Origin of the sequence: Candidatus Stygibacter australis, from assembly GCA_030765845.1 — a bacterium.
Lineage (GTDB): Bacteria > Cloacimonadota > Cloacimonadia > Cloacimonadales > TCS61 > Stygibacter > Stygibacter australis.
In genome coordinates this window covers 1-15,326 of the sequence record JAVCDJ010000278.1, presented here as the reverse complement: position 1 = coordinate 15,326, position 15,326 = coordinate 1, and the positions used below count along the sequence as shown (strand labels likewise).

Annotated in this window: 13 protein-coding genes; 5 read left to right on the top strand and 8 right to left on the bottom strand. The window is 40.3% G+C overall.

What is annotated here, in order from left to right:
• Window positions 1-1,792: agmatine deiminase family protein (locus RAO94_14285; GenBank protein MDP8323511.1), on the top strand; the 1,792-nt coding region annotated here is incomplete at its 5' end.
• 129 nt (window positions 1,793-1,921) lie between these two features.
• Here RAO94_14285 and RAO94_14280 read toward each other — a convergent pair.
• The gene (locus RAO94_14280) at window positions 1,922-2,113 is read right to left on the bottom strand and encodes a hypothetical protein (GenBank protein ID MDP8323510.1); all 192 of its coding nucleotides are present in this window, start codon (window positions 2,111-2,113) and stop codon (window positions 1,922-1,924) included.
• A 231-nt stretch (window positions 2,114-2,344) separates the two neighbouring features.
• Window positions 2,345-2,488 (bottom strand): hypothetical protein, encoded by a 144-nt coding sequence (locus RAO94_14275; protein ID MDP8323509.1) that lies wholly within the window; start codon window positions 2,486-2,488, stop codon window positions 2,345-2,347.
• 746 nt (window positions 2,489-3,234) lie between these two features.
• Between RAO94_14275 and nfo the strand changes: the two genes are divergently transcribed.
• From nfo to rocD, 3 genes are all read left to right on the top strand, one after another.
• Window positions 3,235-4,089, top strand: coding sequence for a deoxyribonuclease IV (gene nfo / locus RAO94_14270; GenBank protein ID MDP8323508.1), 855 nt, complete (start codon window positions 3,235-3,237; stop codon window positions 4,087-4,089).
• Window positions 4,086-4,616 (top strand): GNAT family N-acetyltransferase, encoded by a 531-nt coding sequence (locus RAO94_14265; protein ID MDP8323507.1) that lies wholly within the window; start codon window positions 4,086-4,088, stop codon window positions 4,614-4,616. Before nfo ends, RAO94_14265 begins: the two co-directional genes overlap by 4 nt.
• A gap of 379 nt (window positions 4,617-4,995) precedes the next feature.
• Window positions 4,996-6,237 (top strand): ornithine--oxo-acid transaminase, encoded by a 1,242-nt coding sequence (rocD, locus tag RAO94_14260; GenBank protein ID MDP8323506.1) that lies wholly within the window; start codon window positions 4,996-4,998, stop codon window positions 6,235-6,237.
• A 55-nt stretch (window positions 6,238-6,292) separates the two neighbouring features.
• On the opposite strand, the gene RAO94_14255 is transcribed toward rocD, so the two are convergent.
• Genes RAO94_14255 through rho form a run of 6 tightly spaced genes read right to left on the bottom strand, consistent with a single transcriptional unit; the run spans window position 6,293 to window position 14,066 of the window.
• Complete coding sequence (locus RAO94_14255) at window positions 6,293-6,712, bottom strand: DUF523 domain-containing protein (GenBank protein MDP8323505.1); 420 nt, start codon at window positions 6,710-6,712, stop codon at window positions 6,293-6,295.
• A gap of 4 nt (window positions 6,713-6,716) precedes the next feature.
• Window positions 6,717-7,886: a serpin family protein gene (locus RAO94_14250; protein MDP8323504.1), complete on the bottom strand. Its 1,170-nt coding sequence runs from the start codon at window positions 7,884-7,886 to the stop codon at window positions 6,717-6,719.
• A gap of 14 nt (window positions 7,887-7,900) precedes the next feature.
• On the bottom strand, window positions 7,901-10,528 hold the full coding sequence (gene mutS / locus RAO94_14245) for a DNA mismatch repair protein MutS (protein ID MDP8323503.1): 2,628 nt from the start codon (window positions 10,526-10,528) through the stop codon (window positions 7,901-7,903).
• A gap of 25 nt (window positions 10,529-10,553) precedes the next feature.
• Window positions 10,554-11,573, bottom strand: coding sequence for an SPOR domain-containing protein (locus tag RAO94_14240; protein ID MDP8323502.1), 1,020 nt, complete (start codon window positions 11,571-11,573; stop codon window positions 10,554-10,556).
• 14 nt (window positions 11,574-11,587) lie between these two features.
• Window positions 11,588-12,793, bottom strand: coding sequence for a U32 family peptidase C-terminal domain-containing protein (locus tag RAO94_14235; protein MDP8323501.1), 1,206 nt, complete (start codon window positions 12,791-12,793; stop codon window positions 11,588-11,590).
• A gap of 16 nt (window positions 12,794-12,809) precedes the next feature.
• Window positions 12,810-14,066 (bottom strand): transcription termination factor Rho, encoded by a 1,257-nt coding sequence (gene rho, locus RAO94_14230; GenBank protein MDP8323500.1) that lies wholly within the window; start codon window positions 14,064-14,066, stop codon window positions 12,810-12,812.
• Window positions 14,067-14,827: 761 nt separating this feature from the next.
• Between rho and RAO94_14225 the strand changes: the two genes are divergently transcribed.
• Window positions 14,828-15,262, top strand: a complete 435-nt coding sequence (locus tag RAO94_14225; protein MDP8323499.1) for a response regulator — start codon at window positions 14,828-14,830, stop codon at window positions 15,260-15,262.
• The last annotated feature ends 64 nt before the right edge of the window (window positions 15,263-15,326 follow it).

Here is a 15,326-nt window from a genome sequence, read left to right as displayed (position 1 = left end):
AACTTATTACGTGATAGATGACCCTAATAATACTTATATTGACCATATAAATTGCTGGGGTAAATTCCTGGATGTCGATAAAGTGTTGATCAGAGAAGTCCCGCCCACTCATGCTCAATATGACGAGATTGAGGCAGTGGCGGAGTATTTTGCAGATCAAACCACTTCCTATGGTAACACATACCAGGTATATAGAGCATATTCTCCCAATGACCAGCCTTATACCAATGCACTGATCCTCAATGATCATGTTTATGTGCCGCTTACAGGTGGGTCTTATGATGATGAAGTTCTGGCAGTTTATGAAGAAGCAATGCCGGGTTATACTGTTGTTGGGGTTTTCAGCGGTCCCCAGCCCTGGGAATCCACCGATGCTTTGCATTGCAGAGTAATAGGTATTGCAGATCGCGAAATGCTGTATATCTACCATTTACCTTATCTGGATGAGCAGCCGGTAGATGTTGATCTTGTCGTTTCCTGTGATATCACTCCTTACAGTGGAGCAGAAATACTCTATGAAGAAGTATTCCTGTACTACAGGATTGGGGTGGAAGAATATCAGCAGGAGCTGATGCTCAATGTGGAAGATAATACTTTTGAAGCCACGATTCCTGGGCAACCAGAAGGATCAATGGTTTCCTATTATATCAGTGCTTTTGACGAAGAAACTCATTCTGCTTTTCATCCCTTGATAGGGGAAGCTGATCCTCACGTCTATTACGCAGGTGGGCAGCAGTATCCTGTTCTGGATGTGGATCCTGAGGTCATAAATATGGAAATGCCGGCAAATTCGACTGCTACCCAGGAGCTGCAGCTTACGAACACAGGTGGTGGTGTGATCAATTACAGTATCGAATTCCAGGATACAAGCCGAGATATAACCGGCAGCTATGTGATTTGTGATGATCAGTTCTTTAATCCCGGAGAAACAATTGATCTTGATTTCACAGTATATAATAACAGTTCTGATGATGAATGGATCCAGAACGTTACTATCGACTTCCCAGAAGGTTTTGAAGTGATTGGAGCTACAGATTTTTGGGGCGGTTCTGGCGGACTGATAAGATATGAGGGGGCACAGGGTAATGGAGCTCTGGTATCATGGTATGGAGAAACATCAAATGGCTGGGGAGTTCTTCATGATGATGAGTCAGCTTTTTGTACAGTGGAGGTAAATGTAGCACCCGATTTTTCTGGTAACGCATTATTGGATTGGACAATCACGGGTGATAGCTTTGGAGCAGAACCGCATACAGTTTCTGGAGATATTGAGCTGGAAATCTATGGTGATTTAGTCGGCTGGATCACTGCCAGTCAATTTAGCGGTGACCTCTGGGCAATGGAAACAGATATAATCAACTTAATGTTCGATACAGCAGACATGGAAGAAGGTAATTATTCATGCAGCCTGATCATCAATTGGGAACAAGATGAAGAGATCATTCCGGTAAATTTAACCGTTAGCTCTCAACCTGCTGATGAAGACGAGGTAGCACCCCTGATCACCTCAGCAGTAGTATATCCCAATCCTTTCCGTGGTAATGGGCAGCGTGATCTGATTACTCTGGAATTCAGCATAGCTGAACCAGTAAATGATCTTGAGATCACAGTCTATAACCTGAAAGGACAAAAAGTAGCAGATCTATATCAAGGAGAAATGACATCAGGTGAACATCAGATATACTGGAATGGAAAAACCGTAACAGGTCAGGAAGCAGCAGCAGGATTATATTTCTATAAACTAAGCAGCACCGAATTCAGCATGTACAAAAAAGCGATAATATTGAAATAAACCCTAAATAAAAGATAAATATAGGGGCAAAATTATTTCTCCACCGATTTATTTATCCAGACATCAAGATCTTTGGTATAGCGCGGATATCCATAAACCGCTAAGGCATATCCGCCAACGATCAGATATTTAACTTTGTTTGCGTTTAGTAATTGTATAAACTCTTTGAAATCTTTGCTTAGCATTATATCTCCAGGAATTATATTCTTCTCTGATAGTTTCTAAAGCCGCAATTCGTTCCTCGCAGGTTTTACTCATCCAATATCTCAGATCAGTATCTGGTTCGGTGAGCTTTTTGCGTCTAATCACTTTTTCTATCATAATTATCCTCAATAATTTTCTCAATAACTTACAGATTATGTACATGGCTTTTCAATTGTCAATGACTATTTATTACAGTCTGGCATCCCTCCGTTTTCATCTGAATTTTATCCTCAACTCACCAGAATAATTTATAAACAATTAGTCCCTTAAAAATGATTGTCTTTCTACTCCCATTAAGATTTCTGATAGTGTAGAGGCAGAAATAACCTTACTTTTTGTAAGTAAATTTCATATCACTGCCGCAAAGGCAAAATTGCTCCGGAAAATTATCTGGATTGCCTCAAAAGCCCCACTGTATGCATTAAAGAAGCTTACTGGCAGCATACTGGTAACAAAGGGGCAACCTATAGGTTGTGCAAGGCTGAACGGCATAACACTTAGATGTCATGCCGTGCCGCCTTGCCTTGCTTACTTCTTGCCCCTTTGTTGCTCCTATATTGCCAGAAGGTTAAAAGTAAGTTAGCATAATGGTTTCTTTTATTATGGAAAAACATAATCTCTGCTTGATAATTATCATACGCAATAATTACCTTGCTGGTCATTTAGATTACTCTTCAATGGTAAATTTCATCCTAGATGAAGCAACTAAATTGATCGATATATAATGTAACCTTTTTTGTGTTTGATTCTTTCTTCTCAATAGCCTTTAGTTTTATAAACGGTTACACTTTTATCAAATTCAATTGCAATTTGCTTTAAAGTGCAATTATTTGATTTAAAATTAGTCAAAATATAAACAAATTTACTTGAAATTATTTCTACCTGCTTTTTCTTTAACTAAACTCCTGGCCTGGCTCTTTATTGTGTTTATTTTAGTCGATGTCATATTATCTGGAGCTAAGATGTTATGTAAGTAATTTAATATTTTTGTTATAAATTCAATTTACTCTAATATTGTTGAGAATATTTTAATTTCGGGGGGATACATGCTATTTATTACAGTCCATGTTCAAAAAAATATTTTTGTGGATGCAGCGGACTTAGCGGAGACAGTTACCAATATTTACTTCGTTCACTAAGTCCGCTATGTCCTCTAAGTCTTTTCTTCCCCCAAAAAACCATTCTTGACAAGAAATGTAAGATTTTCATAAACACAAGAACGAAATTATGGAGACTTTATGAAATATATCGGAGCGCACGTAAGTGCAGGCGGGGGTGTGGAAAATGCCCCTGAGAATGCCAGAAAGATCGGTGCAAAAGCATTTGCATTATTTACTAAAAACCAGAAAAGCTGGTTTGCCAGTCCTCTGGAAGAAGCAAACATTCAATTATTTAAGCAAAGATGTGAACAATATGATATAACTCCAGATTTTATTTTACCCCATGCCAGCTATCTGGTCAATATTGGCAGTCCCGAGTCAGACAAGCTCAAAATCTCTCGTAATTCTTTGATTGAAGAAATTAAACGCTGCGAATCATTAGGGCTTAAGTATTTGAATATCCATCCAGGTGCTCATAAAAAACTGGTTTCAGAAGATGATTGCCTGCAGATCTGTGCCGAAACGATCAATATCTGCCACCAGAAAACCGAGAGTCTTTGCATAGTGATAGAGAATACAGCTGGACAGGGAACAAGGATGGGATACAGGTTTGAGCATTTGAACCGCATAATTGAAATGGTGGATGATAAAGACCGGATCGGAGTGTGCCTGGATACTTGTCATACTTTTGGAGCTGGCTATGATCTGCGAACTAAGGACGCATGCCAGAAAACCTTTGTTGAATTTGACAGTATTGTAGGCTTCAACTGGCTGCGGGGTATGCATCTTAACGACTCCAAGATCGAATTAGGCTCTCGCAAAGACCGTCATGCTTCAATTGGAGAAGGATTGATAGGCAAAACCTGTTTTGAATATATCATGCAGGATGACAGATTTGACGAAATTCCCCTGATATTAGAGACACCAGAATCGGAAAAGTGGCAGGCAGAAATAGAAATGCTATATGAAATGAGCAGGGAGAGCAGATTATGATCAAGATCAGAAAAGCAGATTGCAAAGACCTGAGGCAGATATCATATATTCATGTGGATACGTGGCGGGATGCTTATAGAGGAATAATTGATAATTACGTTCTGGGCAAGCTGTCCTATGGCCGCTCACAGGATAACTGGAAAAACTGCATGGCGAAACTGAGTGATTATTTCTATGTGGCAGAAAAGGATGATATTGTAGTCGGATTTATCACTGGTGGCAACTTGCGTGATGAAGAGCTGCTATATGACGCTGAGGTTTATGCCATGTACATTTTACCGGAATATCAAAAGCAAGGCATTGGCAAAATGATGCTGGATCAGATTGTAATTGATTTTCATCATGAGGGTTGGAAGCAGTTTCTCATTTGGTGTCTTGAAAAAAATCCTGCCAGAGCTTTTTACGAATCTCTGGGGGGGGTACACACACACGCAGCAAAAATTACTATTGGGGGCAGAAATCTGATCAAGAACGGCTATCTTTTTGACACTGATATCTTCCTGAAAAGAGAGAACAGCGAAGTATGATCAAAGGATATCATTAACTAAAGGGAACAACTGTACTCTTAAATAAAAACTGATATAAATCAATAAATTAGTAATTTCACTGAATTTCATGATTTCCCTTGATATTCCAGTTAAAATCCACTAAATAGTCATTCAAACGTCTTCTTAGAAACAATTTAGCACCTATAAGGCAGAACAACAAAGCACAATCTAACAAAAAAATGTCACTATGTGCTTTGTTGTTCCACCTGAAGAGGGTTAGATAGGTAATAATAATGGAACGTAAATGATAGAAATCAGTGAAATTATAGATAAAGATTTTGAGTAGAAAAATCATTTGACATTAAGATAGTTTTAATATTATTGTAATAAAAAATAACAGAACTTCAAAGGAGGTATTATGACAGAATTGAAGTATGGGAAAATCGGAAGCCAGGAAGCGATGGATCTGGAAAACAAATATGGTGCACATAATTATCATCCACTGCCAATAGTGATAGCTAAAGGTAAAGGCACTAAAGTCTGGGATCCGGAAGGGAATGAATATTATGACTTTTTATCAGCATATTCCGCTGTAAATCAGGGACATTGCCATCCCGTGATCATTCAGGCACTTATTGATCAGGCAAAGGAACTTACCCTCACCAGCCGGGCATTTTACAATAATAAATTAGGTGAATATGAGAAATTTATCACTGAATATTTTGGATATGATATGGTGTTACCGATGAATACAGGAGCAGAAGCAGTGGAAACTGCTATGAAGCTGAGCCGTAAATGGGCATATCAGAAGAAAGGTGTGCCAAAAAATGAAGCACTTCTGATCTTTGCTGAAAATAATTTCCATGGCAGAACTATTAGTATTGTATCCGCATCTACAGATCCAGTTGCCTATAATGAATATGGACCATTTACACCAGGGATAGAGATCATACCCTATAATGATACCGATGCTCTGGCAAAACTGCTGGCAGAAAAGGGTGACAACGTAGCAGCCTTTATTGTCGAACCTATTCAGGGTGAAGCAGGTGTTTTTGTGCCGGAACATGGTTACCTGAAGAAGTGTCTTGATCTTTGTCATCAGCACAATGTATTATTCGTTGCTGATGAAGTGCAGACAGGTATAGCACGTACTGGACGTCTGCTGGCATGTGACTGGGAAGAAATCCATCCAGATATGGTGATCTTAGGAAAAGCAATTTCTGGTGGCGTGTTACCGGTATCAGCCGTACTTGCCTCCAAAGATATCATGCTGTGCATCAAACCCGGCGAACATGGTTCCACATTTGGTGGATTCCCGCTGGCATGTACTGTTGCCAAAGCAGCACTGGAAGTTATCAGAGATGAGAAACTGACGGAAAATGCTGAAAGACTAGGAAAATTATTCCGTAAATTAATGGAAGAGATAGATAGCCCGATGATCAAAACAGTACGGGGAAAAGGACTTTTGAATGCTATCATCATTGAACCCACAAATGGCAAAGAAGCCTGGGATGTGTGTGTGGAGATGAAGAAGAATGGTGTGCTTGCCAAACCAACTCATCAGCATATAATCCGCTTTGCACCACCACTGGTGATCACAGAAGAAGAAATCTATGATGCAGTAGAGCGTATTAAGAAATCAATCTTGAAATTCAGTTAAGATAATAATCTTATTGATATATAAAAGCCCCGGAATTATCCGGGGCTTTTTAATTTTATAATTCCTCTTCGCTGAGGATTTTTATACCATTTGCTTGCAGGAGGCGGCAGGTGAAGCCGGAGCATTTTATATTTTTGCCGGAGAATGTGCCGTCATAGATGTAATGTACTCCGCAGGAGGGGGAGCGTTCTTTGAGGATGGCTTTGATGATGCCGTATAGCTTTGCCAGCCGAAGTGTTTCCTGGGCTCCTTTGATAAATTGAGCTGTAACGTCTTCTCCTGAGCTGTTAAATACATTTTCTCCAATAATTTCAGAGGCAAGACGGGGAGTGGGTAAGCCACCTAACTGCTCAGGGCAAACCAGTATTGCTTCACCGGACTGGACAAGTTTCATTATTTCAGGATGAAGGTTATTATCACCATCATATTTACAATTAACTCCTGCCAGACAGGCACTTATCAGTATTTTTTCCATGATCTTACTCAGGATTACTTACAATCCCAGCGAAAAGGATCAGGTTGTGAGTGTTTTCCTGGAGCAGGAAGATGAAGGGATGATCTGCTGTGAACTCATACTGATCTTTGGGAGGTCCTGCTGAATTCAGTTTCATGGTTACTGCTGTGGCAGCAGCGGCTTCGGAGCCAGTTTCATCCACATCAATAAAACCGCGGTGCTGTACCTGTCCGATTTCCAAATCCATCATCTCATTAATCCGGCTGAAATCTGCTTCAGATGTAAATGCGACGGGCATTCCCATGGCGATTAGATCATCATTCAACATGCGGGAATAATCAATTTTAAATTTGGGAAGAGCCACGATCACAGATTTTCCGGTAATCCAGTTAGAGTTTATTTCATTATAATATTCTTTATTCAGTTTACCTAAGGCATCAGGCAACTGGGAAGATTCTTTGGGCAGAAGTATGAGCATGGAATAATCGCTATCATCATATCTCATCCTGACCGCCTGCAAGATATCATCCTCATAATAATTAAATCTTTTGGTAATGTGCATCATATCTGCCTTTATGATCTCATTAGAATTCAGATGAAAGTCTTCTTTTTTTGTGAATCTGGGATTGAATTTATGCTGCCATTTGGCTTTAAAATAAATTGCATTCAGCAGAACAAGCTTGCTAGCGGGATTCAGATATTGCAGGATTTCAGGGATTTTATCATTAGTCTTACCTGCAACCCATTGATTAATTTCCTGCAAGACCATTTTCTGGTCATAGAAATCTGACTGGTGAAGTTCCGCCTGGTAGTCAATTTCTATTTTATTGATAAAGGATTCTCTGATCTTGTAATTATTTGCCATCCAGAGAGCGTTGGCAATTTTCAATTCCACATTATCACCAGATTGCGTAAGGAGGTAATTTTGCAGAGCACCCAGGCTTTCAGCAGTAGTGATATTTTTATCAAGCTTAAGAACTGAGCGCATTTGAGAAAGTGTTTCCTTATCAGCGCCTTCCGCAGTCATTGCCAGGGCAGTGAAAACGCTGTAAGGTGAGATGACAATATTATCTTCTGCATCTATCTGACGCAATAGATCAAAGCCAAAATCATTGATAGGATCAGAAATATCATTAGCATTGATCATGAGAGTAGCGAACAGGAGGATGATCAGAAATCCAGTTGTCGTTTTCATATTAACTCCTTTGTTTAGAGTTTCTTTTTCAATTCTGCCAGTTTATTGATAGCCTCTATAGGGGTGAGGTTATTCACATCGATTTTCTTTATTTCTTCCAATATTTCATTTTTCTCAGTATCAAGCTGAACCATGGCATCGAAAATATCAAGCTGAGAACTTTCTTTTTGCTTCTTCTTTCTTCTGGATTGTCCGCTAAGTCCCTGGGGACTAAGTTCGTGTTCTTCAAGATTACCCAGAATTTCTTTTGCGCGAGAGATCACGGCATTGGGCACGCCAGCAAGACGGGCTACCTGAATCCCATAACTTTGATCAGCACTGCCACGCTTGATCTTACGAAGAAATACTATAGTATCATTCCATTCCTGAACAGCGATATTATAATTCTTTACGCCAGTTAGCAGGTTTTCCAGTTCTGTGAGCTCATGATAGTGCGTGGCAAACAGTGTTTTTGCCTGCAGACGGGGATGATTGTGGATATATTCCACGATAGACCAGGCAAGGCTGAGTCCATCAAATGTGCTGGTGCCTCTGCCGATCTCATCTAGAAGTATCAGGGAATCAGAAGTGGCAGAATTCAGGATATTGGCAGTTTCCAGCATTTCAACTAAAAATGTGCTCTGACCCATCGCCAGATTATCAGAAGCTCCCACACGGGTGAATACTTTATCAAACACGGGCAGGAGAGCAGATTTTGCGGGGACAAAGCAACCGCTTTGAGCCATGATCACCAGCAAACCTATTTGCCTTAAATATGTAGATTTACCTGCCATATTTGGTCCAGTAAGCAGGACTATGCGATTATCTGTGCTATTGAGTTCCACATCATTGGGAATATACTGTTCATCAGTAAGCAGCTTCTCAATAACCGGATGCCGGCAATCAGTGATCTGCATGATACCGTTATCACTAAACTCCGGCTGCACATAATCATTATAATATGCCAGCCAGCCAAAACAGGTGAACACATCCAGTTGAGCAACCACATCCACAAATTGCTGCAGCAAGGGGATCTGGTCATGCAGATGCTTGCGGATAGTGTTATATAATTCATATTCCAGATTTTTTATCCGTTCTTCGGCACCCAGTACTTTTGCTTCATATTCTTTGAGCTGAGGGCTGATATAGCGTTCGGAATTTACGAGGGTCTGCTTGCGAATATAGTGCTCTGGGATTTTGTCCTTATGCGCTTGAGTAACTTCCAGGTAATAACCAAACACACGGTTATAACCAACTTTGAGAGATGATATGCCGGTAGTTTTGCGTTCTTCTGCTTCCAGCCGGGCAATCCAGGATTTACCATTACGGCTGATCTCACGCAATTCATCCAAACCCGCTTCATAGCCGTCTTTGATGATATTTCCTTCAGTTATCACAAGTGGTGGTTCAGGTTGAATGCTTTTATCTATATATTCAGTAATAGCTTCATAATTCTGGATACTGGCATATAATTCCTTAATAGTAGGCTCTTGAAAATCACTCAGCAGATTACGAAGTTCAACTGCTGTAAGCAGAAAGTTATGCAGAGCGATCAGTTCTCTGGGATTAACTCGCATGGTGCCTACTTTGGAGATGATACGGCTGAGATCGCCAATCTTATCCAGCACCATGCGTAATTCTTCAGTTCTAATTATATCATTTTTCAGAGCAGCAACCGCCATAAAACGTTTTTCAATTTCAGTTCTTTTGATCAGGGGATTCAAAACCCAGTTTTTGATCAGTCTTGACCCCATGGGAGTTTGGGTTTTATCAAGGATAGAAAGCAGACTTCCATAGGCTGTGCTATAGCGCATGGAGCGCACAAGTTCAAGGTTTCTGCGTGTTACTTCATCAAGCTGCATATAATCTGAAAGGGAATAATAATGCAGGGAAGTGATATGATCAAGGGCATCAATCTTAAGAGTTTTCAGATAGGCAAGAGCAATGCCGGCAGCTGTTTTCCCTAGAGGTTTATCATGAGCACCAAAGCCTTCCAGGGTGGTAGTGCCAAAGTGCTCTTTGAGGATTTTATCAGCTTCCTGTTCATCAAAATACCAGTTCTCAAACAAGGTGAAAGTGATGTTTGAATCCTTGTATTTCTCTTCCAGCTTTTGTTTATATTCTTCATTTGTCACAATGATCTCAGCGGGAAGCAGCCGCATAACCTCGTTAGTTATCTCAGAATCAGGGATCTCTGTGAAGATAAATTCCGCCGTGGAAACATCTATAAAGGCAATACCTGAAAAACCCTCAGTTCCCGGATGGATCGCTGCCAGAAAATTATTATCACTTTTAGCAATCAACTTGCTATCTATCACAGAACCCGGGGTAATAATATCAATGATCCCTCGTTTTACCAGACCTTTGGCTTGTTTCGGGTCTTCGGTCTGCTCACAGATAACCACTTTCACACCCTGCTTTATCAGTTTATCAAGGTAATTATCCAGAGCATGATAGGGGAAACCGGCTAACGGGACAGGATTTTCATTATTCTTATTTCTGGCGGTGAGAGTGATACCTAATAGTTTTGCTGCACGCTGGGCATCATCAAAAAAGGTTTCATAAAAATCACCCATTCTAAACAAGATAAGTTTATCAGGGTGTTTTTCTTTTATCTCCATAAACTGCCGCAGCATTGGAGTTAGTTTAATATTTTTAGTCATCAGACCTGTTATTTAGTCCTCAAAATTATCGAACTGTTTTAAAGCACTCTAACCCTTGTGACCTTAGTTTTTTCTGGGCTTTCAGTAAATCACTTTCCGTTTTAAAAGGTCCCACCAGCACTTTATAAAGCATGCCCTGCCTGGTATTTACCGGATCCAGATTTACATTATAGCTCATTGATTCCAGCAACGCAACTCTGCGCGTAAGATTATAATCTTTGATAAATGCACCCACCTGCAGGAACATACCTTTAAATTTCGGCTCAGGTTCTGGTTCCGGTTTCGGCTCAGGTTTAGGTTCAGGCTTAGGTTCTGGAAGTGGTTTTGGCATTTCTGCTTTTGCCATTTCCGGTTCTGGTTCAGGTTCAGATTCGACCGGGGGCATAGATTCTACTTCCGCCAGACCTTGTGAGGTAATATCATTGATCCTGTCAGTAGCATTAAAAGTCAAAGGATGATAGGGAAATTCAATCTTCATTTTGTCATACATTTCCATGGCAGCCTGATAGTTTCCCACTTTCTCCTGAGTACTACCGGTTTTATAAAATACCAGAGCTTTTTGCTGTCTCAGATAGCGACCTTTGGTTAATTCATCCAGAGTATTAAGCGCTTTATAGTATTCCAGCATGCGAATATAAGCTTCGGAAATATACAAGTAACTGGTTTCAATATTATTATAATTATCTGAATTGATGATATAATCATCAAATATCATAATAGCTTTATCATATTTTCCCCAGCCAAAGAGGTTTTGACCCATCCAGTAATCACGATCCGGGACATATTTCTTGGAGCAGTTTTTCAGGTATTTATCTGCTTCCTCATAATCTCGACGCAGCAGAAAATATTTTGCCAGTTCAAACCGGGCAAGATTTCCATATTTACCATCTTTATCTTCTTTGATGATCTCTTGAAATCCTTTCACATAATCATCTTCCCGGATACGTGAAATTGCCTGATTATAGAGCTTTTCCATGCGGGATTCACCCCACAGGGTTAGACTTAAAAATATCAAAGCTAATAGAAGCAAAACCTTTCGTGACATACTAACTCCTGGGTTTATTTCTTTTCAATCTTTTTCCTTAATATCCCCTGTGCAGGGCATTTACCCTCAATCTCAATCTTTACTACAGTGTTGGGTTTTGTAAAGAAAATTTGCTCAGATTCTTCATTTATCATATTTGTTACTAACATTTTTCTATCCTGACTGCGGTCAGGAAACACCAGCTCGATCTCTTCACCGGAGCTGAATTTTGATTTCACGTTAACTGATATCCAGTTCTTCTCATGCTCAGTTATTTCACCCAGAAACTGATAATTTCTGATATATGCCGATGAATCATAATACTGTTTTTCCATGCTGTTCAATCCCTCAAAAAAGCCTTCACTATAAACACGGTGACTCACTTTTTCCAGTTCATGGCGCAGTTCAGGGTCAATAGCTTTGTTCTGCTGCACAGCCCTCACGGCTTCCCGATAGATGCGGGTAACATTGGCCACGTAATAAAGGCTTTTCATCCTGCCTTCGATCTTGATGGAATCCACCCCGGCCTGGGCAATTTCGGTCATCCTGTCTATGAGGCAAAGGTCACGGGAATTTAAGATATAGCTACCATATTGGTCTTCTTCGATAGTGAATTCTTCATTTGGACGGCTTTTTTCTTTCAGATAATATTCCCAGCGGCAGGGTTGACTGCAATCTCCCAGATTAGCATGTCTGCCATTTAGATAGGCACTCAAGAGGCAGCGTCCGGAATAACTCATGCACATGGCACCATGCACGAACATCTCAAGCTCCATCTCAGGAACGCGCTGCTTGATCTCAGAGATTTCATCGATACCCAGTTCGCGTGCCAGGATGATCCTTTTTGCTCCAGCCTGCTGCCAGAATTTTACGGCACTCCAGGAGGTTACATTTGCCTGAGTGCTGATATGTACTGGTATTTGCGGGGCATGGATCCGAGCCTGCATCATAACACCCGGATCGCTGATGATAAGGGCATCCACCTGCAGTTCAGCAAGGAATCGCAGATATTCTTCCAGATTAGCTATTTCTTTATTGTGGGCATAGATATTGACTGTGATATAAATCTTTTTGCCTGCGGCATGAACCGTCTGCACTGCCTGGGATAGTTCACTGCGGTCAAAATTACGGCTGTGACTCCGCAAACCAAAATTCTTGCCTGAAGCATACACAGCATCTGCCCCGTATGCCAAAGCATATTGCAATTTATGGATATCTCCGGCGGGGGATAGTAATTCCATTTGATCTATAGGTCTATTAACGGCTCATGGAGTTAAGGAATTCTTTATTATTTTCAGTAACACTCATTTTGCTTTGAAGCATTTCTATTCCCTGAATAGGACTCATGGTTTTGAGGAATTTGCGCAGGACGAACATCCGGTTACGGGTTTCTTCACTTAGCAATAATTCTTCCTTACGGGTTCCACTACGGATAAGATCAACTGCTGGATAAAGACGAAGATCACTTATCGTGCGGTCAAGCACCAGCTCCATATTACCGGTTCCTTTGAATTCTTCAAAGATGACCTGATCCATGCGGCTGCCGGTATCTACCAGTGCAGTTGCGATAATTGTGAGGCTGCCTTTTTCCAGAGCGTTTCTGGCTGCTCCGAAGAATTTCTTGGGACGATGGATACTATTGGAATCCAAACCACCGGAAAGCACCTTTCCACTGGATGGGGTAGCCATATTATAAGCCCTGGCAAGACGGGTGATACTATCAAGCATGATAACCACATCACCACCAAGCTCAACCATGCGTTTTGCCTTGGCAATGGTCATTTCTGCCACCTGAATATGATTACGCGGGGTTTCATCAAAAGTACTGGAAACCACTTCTGAATTCTCTGGAATGATATTACGTTTCATTTCAGTTACTTCCTCAGGGCGCTCATCCACCAGTAATACAATTACATAAACTTCCTTGTGATTAGTTAAAATGGCATTTGCCATTTTTTGCATCAAAACGGTTTTTCCTGTTCTGGGAGCAGCAACGATAAGTCCACGCTGACCTTTTCCGATTGGAGTAAATAAATTGATGATACGGGTGGAAAGATCCTTGGGGTCAGATTCCAAATCCAATATTTCTTCAGGGAAATAAGGCGTTAGCCGGTCAAAGCTTTTGGCTTCACGGGCTGACATGGGATTCTCATAATTAACAGAGTCCACTCTGATCAGGGCAAAATACTTTTCTTCTTCCTTAGGTGCGCGTACTGGTCCTGAAACCACGTGACCTTTCTTCAAGCCAAATTTCTTGATCTGGCTGTTTGACACATAAATGTCATTACGTCCCGGGGTGTAACTATTTTCTACAAAACGCAGAAAACCATAACCATCATCGACTATTTCCAATACTCCGATAACAAATGCAAGACCTTCCTGCATTGCTTTCATCTCGAATATCTTGTGAATCAGATCGGTCTTTTTCATTCCGGTGCTGGCGATTTCCATCTCTTTGGCAACTGCCTGCAATTCGTTCAATTTCATCTCAAACAGGTTATTTGCTTGATCCATACATTCTCCTTAATTGTAACACATATTTTTTATTTTATATGGTTTCTATAAACTCTGTCCAACTTCTTACGCAGTATTTATATATGTCAAGATTTATTTCTTATGCTCAGCTATTTCTATGAATTGTCCTAAAAATATTTCTTATTACCTAACCGGATTACTTCCCGATAACTTCTTAATAACATCCTTCGAATAAAAAATAATCCCAGCAAATTTTACTTCTAAAGAAAATAATTAAGGTTTCTCAAAGTGAAACAGATAATATTTTTGAGAAGGGATAGTTAGAAAGGTGTGGAGATGGTGAGAATGGGTGAGGGAGAGGAATAATTGAAAATTGAAAATGTAAAATGTAAAATTAAATGTGTAATGTAATCAGAGCTGGGGAAAAACGAAGATGAGAAGATGAGAGGGGGCGAAGGTGCGATTTAATATAAGATAATGTAATCCACCTAGGCGGACAAGAATGTAAAATTAAATGAAGGGGTGAAGCCAGGGAGAAACAGAAAAGGATTGAAGAGAAAGAATAATCAGGATTTGTGAAGATAGTAAACAGGGTTAACATTGTGAACTGAGTGATAATGAAGGGAAATGAGAGTATAACGATTCTGGGAGTGAAAACGTGCATGATAATTGATTTATCATTCATATTTTATAAGCTGAATTTGTGATGTGAAATGGGGGAGAGCTGAGAATTTATTATTGACATTAAAAATGGATTGGATAAAAAAGTCTCATAAGAGAGCAGGAATATGTGAGGAAACATGAGCGAAAATAGAGTATTGATAATAGATGATATGGAAGATAATCACATTCAGATCAAAACGGCTCTGAATGATCTTGATTATGAGATAATCTCATCCTTTAGTGCGGATGAGGGATTGATGCTATTTCAAATTCATAAACCGCAGATAGTAATTCTTGATCTGAGGATGCCCGGCAAAGATGGCGTAGAATTACTGGAACGCCTGGAACCGGATGAGAACAGCAGTTTTGCAGTGATAATAATCACAGGATATGGCACTGATGAGGATATCAGCAAGTGTTATGAGCTGGGAGCCAGTGCATTTTTGCATAAACCTATCAAATATATCCAGGTGAACAGCCTGGTAAAAAACCTGATGCAGTCCGTGGTACTGCGGCTGGAATTAACCTCCTTACGCAAAGAGCTGGATGACTTGAACCGCAAACGAAGCTGATATAAGCTGAGCAATAAATATAGAGCCCGTCGGAAGACGGGCTTTTTTTTGTTCAAGATTGGAT